This window comes from Microbulbifer sp. NBRC 101763 (assembly GCF_040371615.1).
Taxonomy (GTDB): Bacteria; Pseudomonadota; Gammaproteobacteria; order Pseudomonadales; family Cellvibrionaceae; genus Microbulbifer; species Microbulbifer variabilis.
Window position 1 is genome coordinate 140,461 of the sequence record NZ_BAABQV010000007.1, and the last position, 23,613, is coordinate 164,073.

Annotated in this window: 21 protein-coding genes; all 21 read left to right on the top strand. The window is 46.9% G+C overall.

Annotation, left to right across the window (positions count from 1 at the left end; all coding sequences use genetic code 11):
* Nucleotides 1-426: 426 nt before the first annotated feature.
* The 21 genes from ABWV76_RS18075 to ABWV76_RS18175 all read left to right on the top strand — a co-directional run bounded on the left by ABWV76_RS18075 (nt 427) and on the right by ABWV76_RS18175 (nt 23,610).
* Nucleotides 427-1,023: a hypothetical protein gene (locus tag ABWV76_RS18075; RefSeq protein WP_353376856.1), complete on the top strand. Its 597-nt coding sequence runs from the start codon at nt 427-429 to the stop codon at nt 1,021-1,023.
* Between the two features lie 721 nt (nt 1,024-1,744).
* Complete coding sequence (locus ABWV76_RS18080; protein WP_353376857.1) at nt 1,745-2,575, top strand: CPBP family intramembrane glutamic endopeptidase; 831 nt, start codon at nt 1,745-1,747, stop codon at nt 2,573-2,575.
* A gap of 1 nt (nt 2,576) precedes the next feature.
* The gene (locus ABWV76_RS18085; RefSeq protein ID WP_353376858.1) at nt 2,577-2,987 is read left to right on the top strand and encodes a hypothetical protein; all 411 of its coding nucleotides are present in this window, start codon (nt 2,577-2,579) and stop codon (nt 2,985-2,987) included.
* A gap of 98 nt (nt 2,988-3,085) precedes the next feature.
* A complete protein-coding gene (locus ABWV76_RS18090; RefSeq protein ID WP_353376859.1) occupies nt 3,086-3,811 on the top strand; it encodes an SMI1/KNR4 family protein in 726 nt (241 codons plus the stop codon).
* Nucleotides 3,812-4,335: 524 nt separating this feature from the next.
* A complete protein-coding gene (locus ABWV76_RS18095; protein WP_353376860.1) occupies nt 4,336-4,848 on the top strand; it encodes an SEL1-like repeat protein in 513 nt (170 codons plus the stop codon).
* Nucleotides 4,849-5,427: 579 nt separating this feature from the next.
* Entirely contained in the window at nt 5,428-6,018 is a 591-nt protein-coding gene (locus ABWV76_RS18100) for a TrmH family RNA methyltransferase (RefSeq protein WP_353376861.1), read from the top strand.
* A gap of 561 nt (nt 6,019-6,579) precedes the next feature.
* On the top strand, nt 6,580-7,200 hold the full coding sequence (locus ABWV76_RS18105; RefSeq protein ID WP_353376862.1) for a class I SAM-dependent methyltransferase: 621 nt from the start codon (nt 6,580-6,582) through the stop codon (nt 7,198-7,200).
* 579 nt (nt 7,201-7,779) lie between these two features.
* Complete coding sequence (locus ABWV76_RS18110) at nt 7,780-7,965, top strand: hypothetical protein (RefSeq protein WP_353376863.1); 186 nt, start codon at nt 7,780-7,782, stop codon at nt 7,963-7,965.
* A gap of 443 nt (nt 7,966-8,408) precedes the next feature.
* Complete coding sequence (gene ndhC / locus ABWV76_RS18115) at nt 8,409-8,822, top strand: NADH-quinone oxidoreductase subunit A (RefSeq protein ID WP_020412205.1); 414 nt, start codon at nt 8,409-8,411, stop codon at nt 8,820-8,822.
* Nucleotides 8,823-8,841: 19 nt separating this feature from the next.
* Nucleotides 8,842-9,489, top strand: coding sequence for a NuoB/complex I 20 kDa subunit family protein (locus ABWV76_RS18120; protein WP_020412204.1), 648 nt, complete (start codon nt 8,842-8,844; stop codon nt 9,487-9,489).
* A 47-nt stretch (nt 9,490-9,536) separates the two neighbouring features.
* Nucleotides 9,537-11,342: an NADH-quinone oxidoreductase subunit C/D gene (gene nuoC / locus ABWV76_RS18125; RefSeq protein WP_282951439.1), complete on the top strand. Its 1,806-nt coding sequence runs from the start codon at nt 9,537-9,539 to the stop codon at nt 11,340-11,342.
* Nucleotides 11,343-11,482: 140 nt separating this feature from the next.
* Nucleotides 11,483-12,049, top strand: coding sequence for an NADH-quinone oxidoreductase subunit NuoE (nuoE, locus tag ABWV76_RS18130; protein ID WP_353376864.1), 567 nt, complete (start codon nt 11,483-11,485; stop codon nt 12,047-12,049).
* Nucleotides 12,027-13,301, top strand: coding sequence for an NADH-quinone oxidoreductase subunit NuoF (nuoF, locus tag ABWV76_RS18135; RefSeq protein WP_353376865.1), 1,275 nt, complete (start codon nt 12,027-12,029; stop codon nt 13,299-13,301). Before nuoE ends, nuoF begins: the two co-directional genes overlap by 23 nt.
* Nucleotides 13,302-13,380: 79 nt before the next feature.
* Nucleotides 13,381-16,218: an NADH-quinone oxidoreductase subunit NuoG gene (nuoG, locus tag ABWV76_RS18140; protein WP_353376866.1), complete on the top strand. Its 2,838-nt coding sequence runs from the start codon at nt 13,381-13,383 to the stop codon at nt 16,216-16,218.
* Between the two features lie 7 nt (nt 16,219-16,225).
* On the top strand, nt 16,226-17,182 hold the full coding sequence (gene nuoH, locus ABWV76_RS18145) for an NADH-quinone oxidoreductase subunit NuoH (RefSeq protein ID WP_020412199.1): 957 nt from the start codon (nt 16,226-16,228) through the stop codon (nt 17,180-17,182).
* A gap of 40 nt (nt 17,183-17,222) precedes the next feature.
* Complete coding sequence (gene nuoI, locus ABWV76_RS18150; protein ID WP_020412198.1) at nt 17,223-17,741, top strand: NADH-quinone oxidoreductase subunit NuoI; 519 nt, start codon at nt 17,223-17,225, stop codon at nt 17,739-17,741.
* Nucleotides 17,742-17,826: 85 nt separating this feature from the next.
* Nucleotides 17,827-18,351: an NADH-quinone oxidoreductase subunit J gene (nuoJ, locus tag ABWV76_RS18155; protein ID WP_020412197.1), complete on the top strand. Its 525-nt coding sequence runs from the start codon at nt 17,827-17,829 to the stop codon at nt 18,349-18,351.
* Nucleotides 18,341-18,658, top strand: coding sequence for an NADH-quinone oxidoreductase subunit NuoK (gene nuoK / locus ABWV76_RS18160; RefSeq protein ID WP_020412196.1), 318 nt, complete (start codon nt 18,341-18,343; stop codon nt 18,656-18,658). The genes nuoJ and nuoK overlap by 11 nt, the downstream gene beginning before the upstream one ends.
* Before the next feature lies 1 nt (nt 18,659).
* On the top strand, nt 18,660-20,498 hold the full coding sequence (nuoL, locus tag ABWV76_RS18165) for an NADH-quinone oxidoreductase subunit L (RefSeq protein WP_353376868.1): 1,839 nt from the start codon (nt 18,660-18,662) through the stop codon (nt 20,496-20,498).
* Entirely contained in the window at nt 20,495-22,072 is a 1,578-nt protein-coding gene (gene nuoM, locus ABWV76_RS18170) for an NADH-quinone oxidoreductase subunit M (protein WP_282951444.1), read from the top strand. Before nuoL ends, nuoM begins: the two co-directional genes overlap by 4 nt.
* Nucleotides 22,069-23,610 (top strand): NADH-quinone oxidoreductase subunit N, encoded by a 1,542-nt coding sequence (locus tag ABWV76_RS18175; RefSeq protein ID WP_020412193.1) that lies wholly within the window; start codon nt 22,069-22,071, stop codon nt 23,608-23,610. Before nuoM ends, ABWV76_RS18175 begins: the two co-directional genes overlap by 4 nt.
* Nucleotides 23,611-23,613 lie beyond the last annotated feature (3 nt).

Consider the following 23,613-nt stretch of genomic DNA (forward strand, 5'->3'; position numbering starts at 1 on the left):
CGATGGTGGCTAGCGGGCTGGGCCTATTTATGAGTCAGCGGCCAAGCTGACAACTTCACAGCTGCAAGCTAAACAGATCTCCCCAGATAAGAACGCGAACTTTCACTACACAGCTGCACCATTTAATTCACCCGTTAGATCACCCGACTTCGGTGTCCTTGGCCACCTCGCATCCAGGCTAAACCTTGTATGATGTTTCTGTTCCTCAACTCATAGTTTTGCTAGCGGCTTCCTCCCCACAAGACCTCACGGTGTTGCAGTTGCCATTCGCTGGTAGTTAGCATTTAATGGGACCCATTAAATGGTGATCTTCCTAGTGTGAACTTTCACCCCATTGGTCCACGCCCATGCTGGGCGCACCAAAAAAAGGCAAGGCGACGCATAAATACGCGCTTGCTTTAAGCGTTATGTGAATCTTAGATAAATATGAAAAAAGCACTTTTTTTAGTTTTGATAGTTGGTGGAATTTGGAAATTTTACAACCACTCACCTGAGGTGTCGTTTGGGCCTGGTGTAATGGCACCTGAGCTACCTCAGCAGGAGAAAATTGACTCGATTTTTAGTTTCAGTTTTGGAAAATACAATATTACGGAAATTGCAGAATTTAGAATTAAAGCAAAAGTACTATCAAAGAAAAACTATCGTACTGGTCGAGAAGCAGAGCTTTCACCTACTGATTTAGTATTAGGTTGGGGAAATATGTCTGATGAGAGTGTCCTAGAAAAAATTAAGATATCACAATCACGTCGATTTTATTGGTGGCGGGTAGACTCATTTCCAATACCTAGAAGAGAAATTGAAACCCATAGTGCGAATATGCACCTCATTCCTGGTAACGATGCTATAGAAGGCCTCATTGATGAAATTCGTAAGGGAGATATTATAGAAATATCAGGGAGTTTGGTAAACGTAAAATCTACCACCGATAATTGGTATTGGGAAAGTTCACAAACTCGTGAAGATACTGGAAAAGGAGCTTGTGAATTAATTTATGTTAAGAAGATTAACATAAATACTATTTAGTTTTGCATGTTTCATCACTTAAATCAGGTAGCCGTCAGTTTCTAGCTACCGGCCCCACACCACCCCTCTTGCGGGCCCGCAATGGGCGGCTCCCTGTCCGTAATGAATCTCTACACAACGATAGTGTCGAACATCTCTTCGTTTGAGTTGAGTGTCATGGCAGTGCGCCACCTCAATTTTATCCGACTGGAAACATATCGGTAAGCTAGCCCAGTCTTTTTAACTTGTGGATTTTAGGTTCAGGCCTTCACCATGTCCAAGGTATTAATCCTGGCACTTGTCTACTATGCCATCGGCTAACTTCTGTTTAGTCACCTTGATCATTACTGACCGAGGCGCTGCTATATTCCACCACTTGATTTCTACCCACGCGATGGTCGCTAGCGGATTGAGCCTATTTATGAGTCAGAGGCCACGCTGACAACTTCACAGCAGAAGGCTAAGCCTTATAGGATTTTCCTGTTCGTCGGCTCGTAGTTTTACTTGCGGCTTTCTCTCCACAAGACCTCGCGGTATTGCAGTTGCCATTCGCTAGTAGTTAGCATTTAATGGACCCATTAAACTGTAATCTTCCTACAAGGGACTTTCAGCCCATTAATTCACGCCCATGCTGGGCCTACCAAGTTACGACACAATCGCCCGCAAAAAGCGCGGGCTGGACTCGCTACACTACGTTTCGCTCGCCAGCGTGCAAAGCGTTAGCCGTTGAATACACGGAGGTATGATGAGAGACAGAAACCAAGCATTAGTCTTCATCGTCTCAGTGCTTGTAATTAGCTGGAGCTTTGAGGCGTTCATCATCGCCAGCGGGGGTGTCAGGAGCTTCGGCCCTCTCTGGATAGTCGCCCTGATGTGCATCCCTGGCGCTCTTTCCATAGTGCTGAGACTCATCCTGAAATCTGGATATGAAGATGTCAGCTTTCGGATCGGAAAGGGACGCTACTACGTCTATGCCGTCGCAATTCCATTCCTATTAGTATTGCTAACGAGTCTGGTATCTGCAGCCCTCGATATCCGGCAATTCTCGCTGGTGTCATTGGAACAACTGATCCAACTCAGCCCTGTTCTTCTATCCGTCCTAGTGCTCGGCCTGATCGGCGCATTTGGGGAAGAGCTCGGTTGGCGAGGATTCCTGTTGCCAAAGTTGGTAGGTGGTGGTGTTAAGAACCCCTATCTCGTCAGCGGACTTGTATGGGCGTCCTGGCATCTTCCACTCATTGCTTACGGAGGTTTCTACCAGACAGATTATACGTTGCTCATGGCGTTGATCTATAGCCTCGGTGTTATCGCCATGAGTTTTGTATTCAGCGAGCTCAGAATGCGCTCCGGCTCAGTCTGGGTTGCCGCCATCGCCCACGCTGCTCACAACTTCTTCTTCCAGTTCGCGGCTCCTGTACTGCTTTTAACGGAACCGGGTTCGCGCTCAAAGCTGTGGGATATGGTGGCCAGCGACACTGGCTTGTGTATCGCAGTATTCTACGCTATCGCGTACCTCGTTTTTCGCCATACCGTTCGACGGAGCAGGGCTTTCGAGAGACGTTATGGCTCTTAGTATGAAAAAATTAATTAGCGTGACAGCTATGTTTTTGTTGTCGGGCTGTTATCCCATTAACAAGACATTACAGCCAGCATCAATGATTACAGTTCAAAACGAATCAGGTGAGCCGCTACAGGATCTGACTGTTACGCTTGTCTCAAATACATATCCTTACGGGTTCGAAAAAACAAGAATGAGTATAGATACTAACTATAAAGGAGAGGCAGTATTTCCCAAAATCAAGGAATGGAGAGTTAAAGCACGAATGATTCATGGTGCAGAGGTATATTTCTGGAATTGGTGTGTATATAAAGAGGGGTATTTCACATATCTTACCAAGAATGGTAGTTCGAAAGATTTTAATAGAAACGCCACTATTACAATGTTGCCAGGTGCGTCTGAGCCTTGCCCAAGGGAGTTTAACTAGTGGTTAGTATAACAAAGCCAGCCAGAGCGGCAGCCAAACCGCTACGTGCTTTATCTACCCCTGCTAGCCCTGTTAGGACACTTTAAAGAAATCTAAATATGTTTAAAAATATAGATGTTATACCTCAATTTCCTTCGTTAACTCCAGATGATATTTTGGACGTTAGTAATCGTCTTAAAGAAAGATTTGGATACAAAAAATTTCCAAGGGAATATGGCGATTTTCTACAAGAAACAAACGGCTGTTTGTTTTCGCCTAATGATGAAGACTTGGAAATTGGAATCCAGATTAAAACTGATTTGCCATTCATACAAAAGGCAAATGTGGCTGGCATTTTTGGCGTTTGGTATGACCGCTTTGACGGTAATGAACCTTCAAATTTAAACTGGCCAGAACTGTTTGCCTCTAATGAAAACTCTAAAGAAAACTTTGATGTTCTTCCTGACAATATGATGTCTTTTGCATACGAGGAAGAATCATTTGGTAGTCTCTTTGCAATATCCACTGACCAAAGAGATTTTGGTCAGGTCTATTACTATTATGACAACTATATGTATTCGATAGTTGGACGTAAATTTATGCTAGAGAAGTATGGCTACTGTTACTATGACCAGAAACTGTTAAATACTCTAGAAAAATATGGCTTTGATCAAGGCCAAGTAAAGAGAACAAATGAATTGGCTCAATTTGAACCAATTCAAGTCATAAACAATTTTGAAAGTTTGCCTGAAGATTGCAAGTTCGAACTGTTGAGAAATGAATTTGTCCCAGTGGCAAATTCCTTTAATGACTTTATGGCCAAACTAACAGAGGATGATTTGTGAAAGCCCTAAATCGGGTAGTCGGTAGTTTCTAGCTACCGATCCCCACACCACCCATTGTGCGAGCCAGCAATGGACAGTTCCCTATCCGTAAAGAATCTCCATCCAACGATAGTGTCGAGCAGGTCTTCATATGAGTTGAGTATCATGGCAGTGCGCTACTACCGAGTCAGCGGCCACGCTGACAGCTTCACAGCAGCAAGCTAAACAGATCCCTTCAGATAAGAACGTGAACTTTCACTACACAACTACATTATTGACCCTACCCGATAAATCACCCAGCTAAGCCGCATAGAATGTTTCTATTCGTCAGTTCGTATTTGCTAGCGGCTTCCTCCCCATCGGTGTTGCAGTTGCCATTCGCTGGTAGTTAGCATTTAATGGCGCCCATTAAACGGTGATCTTCCTACAGGGGACTTTCACCCCATTAGGCCGCGCTCATGCTTGACGTACCAAGACGAGGCAGTTCTTTCCAGCCCAGCGGGCCTCCACCAGACAATTTACTTTGTGTAATTTTCGGAAAAATCATGCGAAATTCAATATTATTAATTTTGGCTCTATTCTCGGCACCCGTGTTATCAAAGGAAGATTGTGGGCCAGAATCTATCGGCTTAGAGAAGTCTTCAAATGTTGCCGAAAAACTATATTACACAGGTACATGTCATTATCGAAATAAAGACTATGAACTATCAGCTAGGTCTTGGGAGGAGCTATCTAATCTAAAAAAAGTTGATCCAGAGTTTCAGGGCTTACAAGTCGATGTGCTAAATAATCTAGGGTACTTAACGTTCTTTGGTTTCGGAATTAAACAAAATCAAAAACTAGCGGTTTCGTATTGGGTAAAAGCTGTGTCTCTGGGCCATTATGAATCTGAGTATCATTTATGTCATGCTTATGCGGACAAAGAGCAATCAACCTATAACCTTGCCAAGGCAAAGAAGCATTGTGAAAAGGCGTTGCTGATTTACAAGGGGATGGAAAACCCCGACAAAGATATAATGTCAACGCTTAAAAAATATAATGCTCAAGTAAATGGGTAAAAATGCATAAATCGGGTAGCCGGTAGTTCTAGCTACCGGCCCCTACATTACCCATCGTGTGGGTCCGCAATCGGCGGCTCCCTATCCGTTATGAATCTCTACCCAGCGATAGTGTCGAGTAGCTCTTCACTTGAGTAGAGTATCATGGCAGTGCGCTACTTCCGAGTCATCGGCCACGCCGACAACTTCACAACCGCAAGCTAAACTGATCTCCCCAGATAAGTACGTGAACTTTCACTACCCAACTGCACAATTTACTCTGCCCGCTAGACCACATGGCTTCGGTGTCCTTGGCCTCCTCGCCTCCAGGCTAAGCCTTTAGGATATTTCTGTTCGTCAGCTCGTATTTTGCTAACGGCCTCCTCCCCACAAGACCTCACGATGTTACAGTTGCCATTCGCTAGTAGTTAGCATTTAATGGAGCCCATTAAATGGTGATCCACCTACACGGGACTTTCACCCCATTAATTCACGCCCATGCTGGGCGTACCAAATAAAGGCACCCCACCGCCGCTTTGGTTTTGCTGCTGGTGCTTTAAGCGTCAGGCGTCAAGCAAACTATCTGAGATTTTCGAGAATATGGAACTAGAGAAAAGTGAAGCTCGAAAGAGAGCTGATGAAATTAAGCCATACCGTTGTAAGAATCTAATTGCTGTTCTCGAATGCCCAATAGATATGAAAAATATTGGCACAGTTATTAGAAACGTCAATGCTTTAGGTGTAGAGAAAACATATATCGTTGATCCGCGTAACTCACTGCCTGATGATTGGCAGGAAATGAGAGAGAGAAAATCACTTTCAAAACCGTCTGTGTCTGCAATAAAATGGAGTTTTGTAAAGCGATTTGACAGTACAGAGGAGTGCTTAGCCCACTTGGCCAATAATAGATTCACCTCCATCGTCACCTCTCCTCATGTAAAAGGAAAAGACAACTTTATACTACATGAGGCTGATTATACGCAGCCGAAATTAGCCGTATGGTTTGGTAACGAATCTCGAGGTATAAGCGATTTGGCAGTAGAAAACAGTGATTTCTGCGTATCCATTCCAATGTTTGGAATGATTGAAAGCCTGAATCTAGGAACAACTTCCGGAATTGTACTGTATGAAATTACTAAGCAGCGCCGTGAGTATCAGGAAAAATACAAGCGGGCACGCCGCGGTACCTAAATCTGGTAGCCGGTAGTTTCTAGCTACCGATCCCCACATCACCCATTGTACGAGCCTGCAATGGACAGTTCCCTATCCGTAATGAATCTCTACCCAACGATAGAGTCGAGCAGCTCTTCATTTGAGTAGAGATTCATGCAGTGCGCTACTTCCGAGTCAGCGGCCACGCTGACAACTTCACCGCAGCAAACTAAACAGATCTCCCCAAATAAGAGCGTGACATTTCACTACATAACTACATCATTGACTCTACCCGTTAGATCACCCGGCTTCAGCGCCCTTGGCCACTGCACCTCCAGGCTAAGCCTTAGAAGATGTTTCTGTTCGTCAGCTCATAGTCTTGCTAGCAGCCTCCTCCCTACAAGAGTGCGCGGTGTTGCAGTTGCCATTCGCTAGTAGTTAGCATTAAATGTTGATCTTCCTACAGGGGACTTTCGCCCCATTAGTTTACGCCCATGCTAGGCGTACCAAGTAAAGACAGCATCGCCCCTTCGGGCCTGGATCTCACTACGCTCGGCCGCTGTTGGCGACGTTAGATTTTCTACTCATCGGAGATAGGGAATGTCAACGAGAGAGATCTCTAACTATTATGACTCGACAGAACATAGTGATACTCGAGAAGATTTAATTTTTGCTCTTAGCAAAGTAAAAGGAAGAAAGATTGCTGTTGATTGTGGCTGTGGAGCAGGATCAGATATAGCTTATTTACGCAGTAATGATTTCACAGTTCATGCCTTTGATATCGAGAATGAATCTATATCTAGATGTCGTAAACGATTCATAGATGATGAGCAGGTTATTCTATCCAGGGATAGTTTTAATACTTTCAATTATCCTGAGTCCTCACTGCTAGTTGCTGATGCCAGTCTTTTCTTTTGTCCTGAAAAAGATTTTGAGTCAGTTTGGTTGAAAATAACTAACTCTTTGACAGAAGGCGGGATCTTTTGCGGTTCATTCCTAGGGCCAAAAGATACAATGGCTGGGCCTGAGTATGATAAGGAAGCATTTTGGAGTGATACTCTGGTTATGAATGAATCGAAGATAAGAAAACACTTCAATAACTTTGAGCTATTAAAGTGGACTGAACATGACCTTTCAGGAGAAACTACAGATGGTACACCGCATCATTGGCATATATTCTCCATCGTAGCGAGAAAACAATCTAAATTGGGTAGCCGGTAGTTTCTGGCTACCGTCCCTCATACTACCCATCATACGTGTCCACCATGGGCAGTTTCCTACCCGTAATACATCTCTGCCCAACGATAGCCTTGAGCAGTTCTTCAATTGCGTTAAGTGTCATGGCAGTGCGCTACTTCAACTTTATCCGACTGGAAACATATCGGTAGGCTAGCCCTGTCTTTTAACGCGTGTTTTTTGGGTTCAGGCCTTCACCATGATCAAGGTATTCATCTTGGCATTTGGCTACTATGCTATCGGCTGACTTCTGTTTAATCACCTTGGCCATTACTGACCGAGGCGCTGCTGTATCTCACCACTTATGTCTATCCCCGCGATGGTGGCTATCAGGTTAGGCCTAGTTATGAGTCAGCGGCCATACTGACAGCTTCATAGCGGCAAGTTAAGCAGATCCCCCAGATAAGAACGTAAACCTTCACTACACAACTGCATCATTGACTCTACCCATTAGGCCACATGGCTTCGGTGTCCTTGGCCACCGTACCTCCTGGCTAAGCCTTATAGGATGTTTCTGTTCGTGAGCTCGTAGTTTTGCTAGCGGCTTTCTCTGTAGTGGGCGGTATGGAACTGCTGGTGCCTATGGCCGGCCTGATTGATGTCAAAGCTGAAAGCGCACACTTGCTAAAAGAGATCGAAAAATTATCCAAGGGTCTCGCTCGCGTCGAAAGCAAGCTCAATAACCCGAAGTTTGTCGAAAAGCACCGGTTGAAGTTGTCGCCAAGGAAAAAGATAAACTCACCCACATGAAAAGTGCCCAGCAGCAGCTGATGGAAATGAGTAACCTTTGATCCAAAGGTGGGAGTTACATTAATCCCTACAATGCATTAAACATCTGGCTATCGGGCTCAGCCCTCTTTATTATTGCCCAATTTTCGCAAAAATCCACCTGACGCTTATTTTTACAGAATCAGCTTTCATAAGAATGGGGTATATAAGAATTAAAAGTTCCTTGGCCGTACTGGCGCTTGGTGGCGCAACGATTTATAAACAGTGAACGATCAGTTATATGTATGGGCCCATAATAGAAGCGCCCAAGATATAGCCATAAACAGAGAATAAGAACATCTTATTCAATCAGCTTTCATTTTGCCTGAAAGCATCCCCATTCAATATTTTTGCGCTGTAAATTTCGTCGCAGTATCAGTGGTTAACCCGGGCTCAGGCCCAGAAGAAAATCGGGGAGAAATACGTTGAACTATCCAGAAGAGTTCAACCCGGAAGTATGGCCACTAATAGTTTACTGCCTGGCCGTGCTTGCATTAATCGTATTGATGCTGGGACTTTCATATTTCCTTGGCCAGAAGCGCAGAGATCCCGCCACCGACGAGCCCTTTGAATCCGGCATTATTTCTCAAGGTAGTGCCCGATTACGTATTTCTGTTGCCTATTATCTGGTTGCCATTTTATTCATCGTATTCGACCTGGAAGCTATCTATCTGTTTAGCTGGTCTATTGCATTTTATGAAACAGGACTACTTGGATTTATCGAAGCCACCGTGTTTATTGTGATCTTGCTGGTGGGCCTGATATACCTCTGGCGACTGGGTGCGCTGGAATGGGGTGGCCATCAAAAGAGTCTGATTGATCGCGAAAATCATCAATAAACACTCATAGGAATATGCTATGCGTTGGCAGTTAAGCAAAGCCCAAGATGTAATTGCCGCCGATTCTTCTCAAACGGAAAACGGTGCAATAGCCGAAGATCTAAAGAAAAATATCCTGCTTGCAAAACTGGAAGAGCTTGTCGCTTGGGGTCGTTCAAACTCACTGTGGCCATTTAATTTTGGACTCTCCTGTTGCTATGTGGAAATGGCTACCGCATTTACCAGCCGTCATGATATTTCTCGCTTCGGCGCAGAAGTTATTCGCGCTACACCCCGTCAAGCTGATCTTATTGTGATTTCCGGAACTGTATTCTTGAAAATGGCTCCGGTAGTGCAGCGCCTGTACGAACAGATGATTGAACCTCGGTGGGTTATCTCCATGGGTTCCTGCGCCAACTCCGGTGGAATGTACGATATTTATAGCGTTGTACAGGGTGTGGATAAATTCCTTCCGGTAGATGTGTATGTACCGGGCTGTCCACCCCGACCAGAAGCGCTGCTACAGGGACTTACTCTTTTACAAAAATCAGTTGCCGCAGAGAGACGCAGCTTTAGCTGGGTGGTGGATGAGCAGGGTACGAGGAAAATCCCCAAACAAAGCCAACGTGACCTGCACCGTGAGGAGCGCATGCGCGCAGATGTTTTGCGCTCACCAGATACTGTATAGCCACACTGTTGCCGCTGACAGACAACACAATAACAACGGAATGCCCGATGACAGGCGTCATAGCAAAAAGTGTCCACAGCGAGACTCCCTATAGCAAAGAAGCCCGGGCTTTCTTGCAAGACCTGAACCGTGAATATCAACGGCATAATTATTGGCTGCAACCTGACAGCAATGACATGCCCACGCTGTGGGTCGATACCGAATCCCTAATACCGCTATTAAGCTTTCTCAAACAGGATATTTCCCGCCCCTTTGCCATGCTGTACGATCTTAGCGCTATTGATGAGCGCTTGCGGGTTAATCGTGGGGAGGGTCCGGAAAAGCAACCAGCCAGTGATTTCACCCTTATTTACCAGCTGCTTTCTTTTAGCCGTAACTTGTTTATTCGTATTAAGATCGCACTCCCTGAGTCTCATTTGTCTGCGCCATCGATTACCAGTATCTGGGAAAACGCTAATTGGTATGAACGGGAAGTATGGGACCTTTTCGGAATCCACTTTAACGGCCACCCGCACTTGCAGCGTATTATGATGCCGACAACCTGGAAAGGTCACCCATTACGGAAAGATCATCACGCTCGCGCTACAGAGGTGGACCCCTTCTCATTATCCGAGGAGAAGGAGCGCCGTGAACAGGAAGCTCTGCTGTTTCGCCCAGAAGATTGGGGGATGGCTCGCCATAATGAGGATTCAGAGTTTATGTTCCTCAACCTGGGGCCAAACCATCCCAGTGTCCATGGCGTATTCCGCGTAGCTTTGCAACTAGACGGCGAACAAATCGTGGATGCCGTGCCGGATATTGGTTATCACCATCGCGGTGCGGAGAAAATGGCGGAGCGCCAGGCTTGGCACACTTATGTGCCATACACAGACCGCATTGATTACCTAGGTGGGGTTATGAATAACCTGCCCTACGTATTGGCCCTTGAGCAACTGGCTGGAATTCAGGTTCCCGAACGTGCCCAGGTCATTCGGGTAATGATGTGCGAATTTTTCCGCATCTCCAGCCATTTGGTATTTTTCGGCACATTCGCCCAGGACGTGGGACAGATGTCTCCCGTCTTTTATATGTTCATTGATCGTGAAAAATTATTTGGCATCGTAGAAGCAATCACTGGCGGGCGCATGCACCCGGCCTGGTTCCGCATTGGTGGTGTTGCCCAGGATTTACCTGAAGGCTGGGACAAGATGGTGCGGGAATTTCTCGACTATATGCCCGCACGTCTGCGCGACTACGATGGCATGGTTATCAAGAATAAATTGTTACAACGTCGCTCCAGGGGCATCGGCGTCTACAATACCGCAGAAGCCATGGAATGGGGTGTCACCGGGCCAGGCTTGCGCGCTACAGGTCTGGAGTGGGATCTGCGTAAAAAAAGACCCTACAGCGGCTACGATCAATTCGAATTTGATATTCCCACTTACGATGGCGGGGATTGTTTTGATCGCTGCCGGGTGCGAGTGGATGAAATGTGGCAGAGCCTGAGAATAATTCGCCAGTGCCTGGAGAATATGCCCTCAGGGCCCTATAAATCCGATCATCCCTTGACCACGCCCCCTCGCAAAGGGCGCACCATGCAGGATATCGAGACTCTTATCCAGCATTTTGTTAATAACAGCTGGGGGCCGGTAATGCCTGCCGGGGAAGTGTGTTTCCCAATAGAAGCGACGAAAGGGCTAAATAGTTACCAAATTATCAGTGACGGCAGCACTACGTCATATCGCACCAGAATTCGCACCCCCTCATTTCCGCATCTACAGATGATTCCACTGATGTCTAGGGGGCTGCTAATTGCCGACTTGATCGCAATTATTGCCAGTATTGATTTTGTTATGGCTGATGTAGATAGGTAAATAATAAATACGCGGCCTCAGGTCGCATCGCAGCGGAGGAGACCAGTGCGTAGGAAATTTCTATTCGCCAGTGCCACAGTGTTCATGTGCAACACAGGTGAATCACATATGCCTCCGCGATTTCGCCTGAGGATGCATATATGTCCAGCTTACTAGAACCGGAACCAATCGAAGTAATGGAGCATAGCAACAGGGATTCAGACAAATTTTCCGGGCCTCTCACAGCCGAGGAAAAAGAGGAAATTGATCGGGAGGCTTCTCACTACGAGAACAAATCCTCTGTGGGGCTGGAGGCCCTGAGAATTGTACAAAAGCATCGCCGCTGGATTTCTGACGATACTATCCAGGCTATCTCCAATTACTTGGATATCCCCGTTGCTGAGCTGGAAAGTGTAGCTACCTATTTTCAACTTATTTTCCGCCAGCCTGTGGGAAAGGAAGTTATCTATCTTTGTAAGAGCGCAAGTTGCTGGGTTATGGGCTGTGACCGTATGCAAAAACACATTACTGAAACCCTGGCTATAGAACCGGGACAAACTTCCGCAGATGGTATCTTCACTTTATTGGAAACGCCTTGCCTGGGGGATTGCGACAAAGCACCGGTTCTGATGCTGGGTGAAGAAATGCACCGAAATCTCGATGAATCGGCCATCGACGATCTCATTGATAAAAAGAAAAAATACCATGCTGACAAATCCCCTGACTAAAAATGTCACCGACCAAAATGTCGCCGCGGATCTTGGACGCTACCTGGAAAATGGCGGCTATAGGGGTTGGCGTAAAGCTCACACCATGGCCCCGGATAAAATTATTGAGCAAGTAAAGGATGGTGGGCTTCGCGGCCGTGGAGGCGCGGGATTTAATACGGGCCTGAAATGGAGTTTCGTTCCCAGGGGTGAAGGATCTCCCGAACAAAAATTTATTGTCTGCAATGCAGATGAGATGGAACCTGGCACCTTCAAGGACCGCCTGCTTATGGAGCGCGATCCTCACCTGCTTTTGGAAGGTATGGCAATAGCCGCCTATGCCATAGGTGCTTCTATTGGTTACATCTTTATTCGCGGTGAATACCATTTAGCTGCCGAACGCCTGGAAAACGCGATCGCAGAAGCCAGGGAGCAAGGTTTTCTTGGCAGTAATATTTTTGATAGCAAATTTAGCCTGGAAATCTTCGTACACCGCAGTGCGGGTAATTACATTTGTGGCGAAGAAACCGCATTGTTAAATGCGTTGGAAGGACGTCGTGCTATTCCTAGAGCAAAGCCGCCTTTCCCCCAGGTGAGCGGACTGTGGGGTAAACCCACAGTGGTCAATAATGTGGAGACCTTCTGCAATATCCCCCACCTGATTGAGCTTGGAGTTGACTGGTACCGAGGCCTAGGGCGAGGAGAGGATGCTGGCAGCAAAGTTTTCGGGGTCAGCGGTAAAGTAAACAACCCCGGCACATGGGAGCTTCCAATGGGCACTCCTATCCGGGAAATAATCGAGAAACATGCTGGTGGCATGCAGGATGGACTGAAGCTAAGGGGATTCCTGCCTGGCGGTGGCTCCACGGACTTTCTGGGGCCTGAGCATCTGGACCTACCGATGGATTATGACGTCATCGGTAAAGCCGGAAGCCGTATGGGTACAGGCACAATCATTGTTCTGGACAATCAGACTTGTCCTGTGGGATTGGTACTGAACCTCTCCCAGTTCTTTGCCCGTGAATCTTGCGGCTGGTGTACCCCCTGTCGGGATGGCCTGCCCTGGGTTGTAAAAATACTGCAACGAATAGAGGACGGCGAAGGTTTACCGGAAGACTTAGATCTGCTGCGCGAGCAGTGCCAGCGTATTGGCCCCGGTAAGACATTTTGCGCTCTTGCTCCAGGGGCTGCCGAACCACTGCAAAGTGCATTGAAACTATTCGAGCAGGATTTTATCGACCACATAGAAAACCATTGCTGCCCCTATGAATAAATTCAATTTATATCCTCAGCAGAGGCCACTATCAGATCAGTAATTGAATTGATATCGATACAACAATAATGGACTAGCGATGCCAACCATCACTATTGACGGTGAAAAATACCAAGTCGACGGTGAGCAGAACCTGCTCAGCACCTGCCTGACACTGGGGCTCAATGTGCCGTATTTTTGTTGGCACCCGGAAATGGGTTCAGTGGGCGCTTGCCGGCAATGCGCCATGATGGAATATAAAGATAGTGAAGACCAGCATGGCCGCCTGATTATGAGTTGTATGACACCTATCCGTGACGGCGGTATTTATAGCGTCAAGGATGAGGTAGCGGAGGAGTTTCGCGGCAGTATTATCGAAGACCTGATGACCAACCACCCACACGATTGCCCGGTCTGTGAAGAGGGTGGAGAGTGCCATCTCCAGGACATGACAGAAATGTCTGGCCATACCATGCGACGTTACCGGGGCACCAAGCGCACCCATCGCAACCAATATCTGGGCCCTTTTATTAACCATGAAATGAATCGCTGTATAACCTGTTATCGCTGTGTCAGGTTTTACAATGATTATGCCGGTGGAGAAGACCTACAAGCACTTGGAAGAAATCACCAGGTCTATTTCGGCCGCCAGGAAGAGGGAAGGCTTGAAAATGGCTTCAGCGGAAATTTAGTCGAGGTCTGCCCAACTGGCGTATTTACCGACAAAACCTTCAGCTCGCACTTTGTGCGCAAGTGGGATTTGCAGACAGCTCCATCTGTTTGTGAGCATTGTGCTGTGGGCTGTAACACTGCACCGGGAGCCAGGGAATCCGGCAACAGCAATGAGCCGATATTGAGACGGATCACCAACCTTTATCACCACGATATCAATGGCTATTTCCTTTGTGACCGGGGGCGCTTTGGCTACGAATATATTAACAGTGCCACTCGTATCCAAAAAGTGCTCTCTGTTCGCCAAGAGGACGTAATCAGTTCTACGGCGGAAAAAGGCGACCGTCTGCATCGAGAAATAAACCCTCAAGAGGCGGTCCTCCATTTGGCGGAACAAATAGCAATGGCCAATCAAGGTAAGAGAAACCTGATTGGAATTGGGTCTCCACGCACTTCTTTGGAAAATAACTACGCACTGCGAAAACTGGTAGGTTCTGATAATTTTTACTCAGGCCTGAGTCAAAGAGATCAGGAACTTCTGCATCTGGTGAGCACCATCCAGCAAGATGATCGAATTCAAAGCCCCTCTACACCGGAAATTGAGAATGCCGATGCGATACTGATTCTCGGTGAGGATATATACAATACCGCACCACGTATTTCCTTAGCTGTTCGCCAAGCCGCACGCAATCGGCAGAAACAGCAAGCAAAATCACTGAAAATTCCACTGTGGCAAGATTCCTCTGTAAGGCAACTGGAGGGAGATTACAGTCCGATTATTTTTGCTGGAACAGAGTTGAGTAATTTAGAGAAAATAACCTCTAATACATTATTTGAATCACCTGAAAAAGTTGCTTCATTCGCCTGTAACCTCGCCTTGGCAATTTCTGATCCCACAAGCCTGTCTCCAGACCTTGAACCATCACTACTTGAATTGATTACTCATACAGCGGGAATACTTCGCGGTTCCAGTAAGCCATTAATCATCTCGGGAACATCGAGTAAACACGCTGATACACTCAAAAGCGCAGCCCAAGTTGCCACTGTGTTAAGTGATTACAAAAAACAACCTACCATGCTCTATTTGGCCTGCGATGAGGTCAACAGTTTAGGACTTATCCAATTTTTTAATGATGGAAAAGGGAATCTTGACGAGTTGCTCGAACGCCTGAAAAAAAATACTGACAATCAAATCCCTACATCCCTGATGATTCTTGAGAATGACCTCTATCGACGCCTGGATAAGAAGTCCCTCGAGCAATTACTTTCACAAGCTGACGAAATTATCCTGCTGGATACTCTTCTTAACCCTACTTCCAAGCGCGCAGACTGGATTTTTCCAGCTTCGGTAACTGCGGAATCCCAGGGTACATTTATCAATAATAACGGATTGGCCCAGCGCTTCTATGCTGTCTACGAGGGCAAGGGATTTATCCAGGAAAGCTGGCGCTGGCTGATGGATGCGGTAAATTTCTGTACAGAGAAACCCGCTAACCTGTCAGCGATTGCCGAATGGCAGCACAGCACAGACCTCAGCGATGCTATTGCACGGGAATTTCCGGTACTTAAGGCTCTCGACTCGCTCGGGCCCGATGAAGATTTCCGTATTGATGGCCTAAAAGTAGCACGCCAAAGCGCCCGCTACAGTGGACGCACAGCAATACACGCGGAGAAACAGGTTTCAGAGAATCCTCCACTTCAGGACCCTGATGCTCCGATGAGTTTCAGCATGGAGGGAATCCACAATCCCAACAGATCCCCGCTGCAAGCCAATATCTGGTCGCCCGGGTGGAACTCCAACCAATCGATATTCAAGTTCCAGGAGGAGGTTGGTGGTGAACGCAGAGGCGGCCCCTCGGGCATCAGGATTGAACGGCCTCAGCGGGTTATGCCGGAATGGCCCGCACCTAGCACACCTCCAGAAGTGGCTGCTGATCCCAGCCATGTACAAATGTTACCGCTATATCGGCTATTTGGTTCCGAAGAGCTTAGTAACCAGGCAATGGGTATTTCCGAGGTCATTGAGGCGCCTTTTGTAATGGTTAACCATATAGATGCTAAAGCCTTCGACATTCATCAACGGGAATTGATTGAATTGGAGACCAGCTGCGGGACATACCGTGCAGAAGTCCATATAAGCCCCACAATTCCCTCTGGCACTGTGGGTATACCGTATGGTTTGCCAGATTTTGAAACCTTATCTCCTCTCCTACCTGGATACGCGTCACTACGGCCGGCAGAAGCCCCCGCAATAACCGAGGACTGATTGAGCAATGAGCACACCGATCTGGATAACACTGCTGAATATCTTCGGGGTATTAATTGCCACGGTAATACTCGCGGCAGTTTTAACCTGGGGTGAACGGCGTCTACTCGGTTTTTGGCAGGACAGACCCGGGCCTAATCGCGTAGGCCCTTTCGGTACCCTTCAGGTGCTTGCCGACATGATTAAACTTTTCTTTAAAGAAGACTTCATCCCCCGCTTTGCAGATATTCCGGTCTTTGTACTGGCGCCAACAGTTGTGATGGCCACCATGCTGATTGCTTTCGCCGTAGTGCCAATGTCCCCGGGTATTGGCGTGGTGGACCTTAATATTGGCTTACTATTTGTACTGGCGATGAGCTCTATTGCGGTGTACAGCATTATCCTTGGGGGATATGCCTCCAATAATAAATATGCCCTTCTCGGGGGGTTACGTGCCGCAGCACAGACCGTTTCCTATGAAGTCTTTATGGGTTTGAGCCTGATGGGTGTGGTTATGATGTCCGGCAGCTTTAACCTGCGGGATATTGTCAACGCTCAAGCTGAACGCTGGTTTATCATGCCCCAATTTGTCGGCTTTATTGTGTTCTTCATTGCCGGTATTGCAGAGAGCCGGAGAACCCCGTTCGATCTACCCGAAGCGGAACACGAGCTCACTGCCGGCTTTCATACCGAGTACTCCGGTATGAAATTTGGGATGTTCTTTGTAGGCGAATACCTGGCCGTAATTCTTATCTCAGCTTTAATTACGACTCTTTTTCTAGGTGGTTGGCATGGGCCATGGCTACCACCCATTATCTGGTTTTGTCTGAAGACCGCAATCCTGGTGGCAATTTTTATTTTGCTTCGAGCCTCTTTGCCACGCCCACGTTATGACCAGCTGATGAAGTTTGGCTGGAAAGTAATGTTGCCATTGGCATTAATTAATTTACTTGTCACTGCGGGGGTATTGTTATGGACTGCCTAGCCCAAAGCTTCTTTGCTGAAATACTGGCTGGAGAAAATACATGATCGCGAGTCAACTCCGCAGTATGTGGCTGGTTTTCAAACACCTGTTTCGGCGTAATGTCACCGTACAATACCCCGATCAAAAACCGTATCTGGCTCCACGATATCGAGGCCGTATCATTCTCACTCGTGACCCCAATGGCGATGAGCGCTGTGTGGCTTGTAATCTCTGTGCCGTAGCCTGCCCCCCTGATTGCATATCTTTACAGAAAACCGAAGACCCAGATGGACGCTGGAGGCCGGAGTATTTTCGTATCAATTTCTCACGCTGCATTATGTGTGGCCTCTGTGAAGATGCTTGTCCCACCTATGCCATACAGCTGACCCCTGACTTTGAGATGTGCGAATACGATCGACAAAATATGGTTTATGAGAAGGAAGACCTTCTGATCAACGGCCCGGGAAAGTATCACGATTACAGTTTTTATCAGGTGGCCGGCAAGGCCATCACTGGGAAAGATAAAGGTGAAGCTGAAAATGAAGCTGCACCGATCAATATTAAGAGTCTAAATCTGTAAGGAAACAGTCATATAGCTGGCCTTCTTGCAGAGAAAGTGGCCTTACAAATGAAAACATAAAAATAATTTGAGAGGGAGAGCTTGAATGAATTTTGTTTTCTACCTTACTGCAGCGATCGCTATCATTTCTACCATCATGGTAATTTTTCATAAAAATGCCGTGCATGCCCTGCTCTACCTGGTTACTTCCCTTTTAGCCGTGGCGGTAATTTTTTATCAGTTCGGTGCGCCTCTTGCAGCTGCGCTGGAAGTAATCATTTATGCCGGCGCCATAATGGTACTGATTATTTTTGTAATTATGATGCTCAACCAAGGGGACTCTACGGTTGTGCAGGAACAAGCCTGGCTCCAACCCACCACCTGGGTTGGTCCTGCCATACTATCTGCTCTCCTGCTGGTTCAATTGATTCTATTGGTCAGTAGTGGCCAGATATCATCTACACAGACCTTTCACTATATCGGCCCTAAACAGGTGGGAATTGCCCTTTTCAGCCACTATGTATTAGCGGTAGAGCTGGCGTCAATGTTGTTACTCGCTGGTTTGGTCGGTGCTTTTCATTTAGCACGACGCAGGAAAATTGACCAGGGAGATTCAAACAATGCCATTTGAAACTGCACCGGGGCTAGAGGCCGGTGTGCTTTTAGCATCGATCCTTTTCTGCCTGGGCCTTGCTGGATTAATGATGCGGCGTAATATCATTTTTATGTTGATGTGTGTCGAAATATGCACTAATGCCGCAGCTTTGATGTTCGTTGTTGCCGGTGCTCACTGGGGAAATGCCGATGGCCAGGTAATGTTTGTTTTTGTGGTTACTCTTGCTGCGGCCGAGGTAGCGATTGCTCTTGCGCTGGTTCTCCAGTTTTACCACCGCAAACACACAGTTGATATAGACCAATTAAATGAACTAAGAGGTTAATATGCAGGGACTTTTGGCCTGGGTGCCACTTCTACCGCTTATTGGCTTCCTGTTGTTGGTGGCTATCCCATTATTTTATTCAAAAGAACCCTCAGAAAAATTTGTCACTGCTATCGGGGTTGGTAGTGTCGGAATCTCCGCACTACTCACTGCTATTGTCGCGACGACTGTCTTTTGGCAGAACCCTGGGGAAGTCGTGAATATCGCCCTTTGGCAGTGGATGCTGGTAGATAACTTGGAGCTGGGTTTCAATTTTCATGTAGACTGGCTTACGCTGGTTATGCTGATGATTATTACTGGTGTCGGATTTTTGATACACCTCTACTCAGCAGGGTATATGCGTGAAGATCCAGATTTTCGCCGCTACTTTGCCTACCTGAACCTCTTTGTATGCGCCATGCTGATTCTGGTAATGGCTGACAATCTGGTTTTACTCTATTTGGGCTGGGAGGGAGTCGGTCTATGCAGCTATCTGTTAATTGGATTCTGGTACAAAAATCCAGCCAACGGCGCAGCTGCGCAAAAGGCATTTATCGTCACTCGCATTGGCGATACCGCCATGGCCATTGGACTGTTTCTGCTTTTCTTTGAGTTTTCCACTCTCAATATCCCGCAACTCATTTCCGCTGCAGATAGCTCCGGGGCAAATTCACAAATAATCACAGTTGCCACGCTGTTGCTATTGGGTGGTGCAGTTGGTAAATCAGCCCAGCTACCACTGCAGACTTGGCTACCTGATGCCATGGCTGGCCCAACACCAGTCAGTGCCTTAATACATGCGGCCACAATGGTGACGGCTGGAGTCTACCTTATTGCCCGTATGCATCCGCTCTACATGCTCTCAGAGACTGCAATGACGGCTGTTGCCGTGGTGGGCGCGCTAACTCTGCTACTGGCCGGCTTCAGTGCTATTGCACAAAGCGATATCAAGCGTGTACTCGCCTATTCCACAATCAGCCAGATTGGATATATGTTCCTTGCACTCGGCGTAGGTGCCTGGTCTGGAGCTATCTTTCACCTGATGACCCACGCCTTCTTCAAGGCACTACTATTTCTCTCTGCAGGCTCTGTGATTCTAAGCCTGCATCATGAGCAGAATATTTTTACTATGGGTGGGCTCTACCGAAGAATTCCATTTACATTTATTTGTTTCGCCATTGGATGCGCTTGCCTGGCGGCACTGCCATTTACTTCTGGGTTTTATAGTAAAGACCAGATTCTTTTACGTGCATGGGAGTTCCATGACGGTTTTAACAGTCTGTGGTTAGCCGGCATTTTAGGTGCCCTGGTCACTGGAATTTATAGTTTCCGGGTTCTCTTCCTTGTATTCGCAGGGAGTGAAGGTTCATCCTCATCCCACTGCAAAGATGCCAATAACACAGTAATGCGTGTGCCCTTGGCAATACTCGCCACGCTCGCGCTTTTTGGTGGGATGTTGGCGCCACCACTTCAGTCAGTATTTGGAACACAAACATGGGAGCATCCAGCTGCCTGGGTAGAGGGGATTGCCATTGCTATGCCACTCTTCGGGCTTGTGATAGCTTGGGGACTCTCTCGGCAGCAGCAAAAGATTGGCGAAAAGCGCTCTCCGATTATGCAATTTTGGTTTAGCGGCTGGGGTTTTGACTGGCTTTACGAAAACCTGTTGGCCAAGCCATTTAGAAACCTGGCACGTCTAAATCACAAGGACATAATCGATAGCATATATAAAGGCACCGCCGCGTTCAGCCAACAACTGAATAGCCTGCTCAGCTCTTCCCAAAATGGCCAGATACGCTGGTATCTGGCAACTTTCGCAGCTGGTTCCATTCTGTTCCTCGCTCTCTTGGTGGCCCTATGACATTACTGGCAATCATAATTATTCTATTTGCGGGAGGTATTATTGCCTGGCTCTCTGAGCGCTATCTTCAAAAGGGTGGGCGCTGGATTAGCTTGGTCAGCCTCTTATTAGCAGCGCTACTTCTTGTTAATTATTGGTCTTATCTGGGTACTCCACAATCAGTGTCAGGTGGACCATGGTGGGACAGCTTACAAGCAGCCTGGATTCCCAGGTTTGGTATTAGTTTTCATCTCGCAGTTGATGGCCTGAGTTTCCTGATGCTTACCCTGACGATAGCGATGGGTATCTTTGGACTGGTCATGACCTGGAATGATATTAATTTTCGTCGTGGATTTTTTTATTTTAATTTTCTTTGGACTCTTGCTGGAGTTGTAGGAGTTTTTACGGCTATTGATCTTTTTTTATTCTTTTTCTTCTGGGAAGTCATGCTGATTCCCATGCTTTTTTTAATTGCTGTATGGGGTTATGAAAAGCGAATCTATGCCGCCATTAAGTTTTTTATTTTTACCCAAGCTAGTAGCTTGTTGATGCTTATCGCTATAGTTGGATTGGCTTATATCCACTATAGGAACTCCGGCCAGCTTACCTTCAACTACAACGAGTTGCTCGGCGCAGAACTTACAGCCAATGCCGCCTACTGGCTGATGCTCGGGTTCTTTATCGCCTTTATTGTGAAATTACCGGCATTGCCATTTCATACCTGGTTGCCAGATGCCCATACCCAAGCTCCAACCGCTGGTAGTATCCTACTGGCAGCTATTCTCTTAAAAACCGGGGCTTATGGCTTGTTGCGCTTCAACTTACCATTGTTTCCCGAGAGTTCTATGGCATTCGCCCCGGTAGCTATGACTATTGGCGCAATCAGTGTTATCTACGGCGCCATGTTGGCATTCGCACAAAGAGATATGAAGAGGCTGGTTGCTTACTCGAGTGTCAGCCATATGGGATTTGTACTGCTCGGTCTCTATGCACTGGATACCATCGCGGTGCAAGGTGCCGTGATGCAGATGATTGCACATGGCTTGAGCACCGCAGCTCTTTTTGCACTTGTTGGTGCATTGCAGCATCGACTGCATACACGGGATATGCAACAGCTGGGCGGAGTCTGGGCCATCCTGCCGAAATTGTCAGCAGTAGCACTATTCTTCGCAATCGCTTCTCTCGGACTTCCGGGGCTGGGGAACTTCGTTGCTGAATTTACTGTACTGGTGGGCAGTTTCCGTAGTAACCATTGGATCACCGCACTCGCCGCTATCGGCCTGATTGGGGCTGCACTTTACGCATTGTTAATGATGCAGAGGGTTTTCTTCGGGAAACTGAGAAATCAGTTTGAATCACCTTCAGAGAGTGGAGATACAGCTGACCTCAGCCTTCGGGAATCCTGTGCCCTGCTGTCTCTCGCACTACTTTTAGTTGTGATAGGGCTGCGCCCACAGCCAATTTTTAATATTTCTGAACCCACTGTTACCCAGGCAATAGCCGAGATTAAAGCAGTGGCTCCAGATCAAAACCTCCTGTCCTCCAAATCGCAGCGCCAGGAAATCCTAATTTCAACAGGGGATAAGTCTCCATGAATGCACAGGAACTTTTTGGAATACTACCTCTATTGTTAGTAAGTGCAGGAATTGTCATTCTCTTGCTGCAGGTATCATTCTGGCGAGGGCATGTCGGAGCACTAGCGACCACTATTATCACTTTGGTGCTCGCCGGCATTTCATGCTTCTGGGTAGCTGGCACCTTGTCCACTGGAGCCAGCTCTATCCAAGTAACTGGACTGTTACTGGTAGACCACACCTCACTTTTCTTCGCCCTTTTGTTACTCTTGACAGCAATTGCTGTATGTATCATGGGATACAGTTACTTACGCATGAGATGCAACCCAAAAGTAAATTCCGGCAGTTATCCGGAGGAGTTTTATATCCTCCTGTTACTGGCGATGCTAGGGGCCACCACCCTGGTTTTCGCAAGCCATTTTGCTACTTTCTTCCTCGGACTCGAGCTGATCAGCCTGGCTTTATATCCTATGCTTGGATTTGCCGTAAATGGTGACCTCTCCCCACAAAAAGAGCAGCTGCAATCTCTAGAGTCAGCAATTAAGTACTTGCTCCTATCCGCTTTATCCACAGCTTTGGGGCTATTTGGTATCGCCCTGATCTACAGTGCCAGCGGCTCCTTAAGCTTTAGTGGAATAGCATCCCACATGACGGAGCTTTCACAAACTTCCACTTTGTTTGCAACCGGAGTTACTCTCCTACTAATTTCAGTAGCCTTTAAATTATCCTTGGTGCCTTTTCATATTTGGACTCCAGACGTTTACCAGGGTGCTCCGACACCAACTACAGCGCTTATCGCCACTGTGGGTAAAGGTGCCGTTATCGGCTTCCTATTGCGCTTTTTTAGTACTTTGGATCTTTATGAAAGCCAGGTACTTATTGATATGCTGTCTATTGCGGCTGTGGCCAGTATGCTGGTGGGGAATCTCCTGGCCCTAATGCAAACTAATATCAAGCGGCTATTAGCCTACTCTTCCATAGGCCATATTGGCTACCTGATAGTCGCATTTATTATCGGCAAAAGCACTTTTGGCACCGAAGCTGTTATCTATTACCTTGTAGCTTACATCATTACCACCTTAGGTGCCTTCGCTGTGGTAGGTCTAATTGCAGATTCAGTTGAAGAGAAAGTTCTCAACGGTGAATACCCTGAAAATCCCACTCTAAATTCAGAAAATCCATATCAGTGCGATTTTTATCGGGGGCTCTTATGGCGCTCCCCCTGGCTCGCCGGCTGCATGGCGGCAATGCTTTTATCCCTTGCCGGTATCCCATTAACTATTGGCTTTATTGGCAAGTTTTATATTTTCACCGCTGGTATAGAGGGGCAATTGTGGATACTTCTAGCAAGTGTAGTTATTGGTAGTGCACTGGGGCTATTTTACTACTTGCGCCTTCTACTGATCATGGTACAAAGAGATAATATAGTTACCGAAGAACCCAGTGGAAGCGTGCAAATCGCCACCTCCGGGAATTTACTATTAATTATTCTGACTGGGGCTTTACTTGTATTTGGTATATTTCCCCAACTCTTGATCAACTGGATAAATGCACTATAACGA

Bases quoted from the DNA above. Each gene is read 5' to 3' on its own strand.
- ABWV76_RS18105 (WP_353376862.1), top strand. From the start codon at position 6,580: ATGTCAACGAGAGAGATCTCTAACTATTATGACTCGACAGAACATAGT.
- ABWV76_RS18100 (WP_353376861.1), top strand. From the start codon at position 5,428: ATGGAACTAGAGAAAAGTGAAGCTCGAAAGAGAGCTGATGAAATTAAG.
- nuoK (WP_020412196.1), top strand. From the start codon at position 18,341: ATGCCATTTGAAACTGCACCGGGGCTAGAGGCCGGTGTGCTTTTAGCA.
- ABWV76_RS18090 (WP_353376859.1), top strand. From the start codon at position 3,086: ATGTTTAAAAATATAGATGTTATACCTCAATTTCCTTCGTTAACTCCA.
- ABWV76_RS18175 (WP_020412193.1), top strand. From the start codon at position 22,069: ATGAATGCACAGGAACTTTTTGGAATACTACCTCTATTGTTAGTAAGT.
- ABWV76_RS18085 (WP_353376858.1), top strand. From the start codon at position 2,577: ATGAAAAAATTAATTAGCGTGACAGCTATGTTTTTGTTGTCGGGCTGT.
- nuoL (WP_353376868.1), top strand. From the start codon at position 18,660: ATGCAGGGACTTTTGGCCTGGGTGCCACTTCTACCGCTTATTGGCTTC.
- nuoJ (WP_020412197.1), top strand. From the start codon at position 17,827: ATGAATTTTGTTTTCTACCTTACTGCAGCGATCGCTATCATTTCTACC.
- ABWV76_RS18095 (WP_353376860.1), top strand. From the start codon at position 4,336: ATGCGAAATTCAATATTATTAATTTTGGCTCTATTCTCGGCACCCGTG.
- nuoF (WP_353376865.1), top strand. From the start codon at position 12,027: ATGCTGACAAATCCCCTGACTAAAAATGTCACCGACCAAAATGTCGCC.
- ABWV76_RS18110 (WP_353376863.1), top strand. From the start codon at position 7,780: ATGGAACTGCTGGTGCCTATGGCCGGCCTGATTGATGTCAAAGCTGAA.
- ABWV76_RS18075 (WP_353376856.1), top strand. From the start codon at position 427: ATGAAAAAAGCACTTTTTTTAGTTTTGATAGTTGGTGGAATTTGGAAA.
- nuoE (WP_353376864.1), top strand. From the start codon at position 11,483: ATGTCCAGCTTACTAGAACCGGAACCAATCGAAGTAATGGAGCATAGC.
- ABWV76_RS18120 (WP_020412204.1), top strand. From the start codon at position 8,842: ATGCGTTGGCAGTTAAGCAAAGCCCAAGATGTAATTGCCGCCGATTCT.
- nuoG (WP_353376866.1), top strand. From the start codon at position 13,381: ATGCCAACCATCACTATTGACGGTGAAAAATACCAAGTCGACGGTGAG.
- nuoM (WP_282951444.1), top strand. From the start codon at position 20,495: ATGACATTACTGGCAATCATAATTATTCTATTTGCGGGAGGTATTATT.
- ABWV76_RS18080 (WP_353376857.1), top strand. From the start codon at position 1,745: ATGATGAGAGACAGAAACCAAGCATTAGTCTTCATCGTCTCAGTGCTT.
- nuoI (WP_020412198.1), top strand. From the start codon at position 17,223: ATGATCGCGAGTCAACTCCGCAGTATGTGGCTGGTTTTCAAACACCTG.
- nuoC (WP_282951439.1), top strand. From the start codon at position 9,537: ATGACAGGCGTCATAGCAAAAAGTGTCCACAGCGAGACTCCCTATAGC.
- nuoH (WP_020412199.1), top strand. From the start codon at position 16,226: ATGAGCACACCGATCTGGATAACACTGCTGAATATCTTCGGGGTATTA.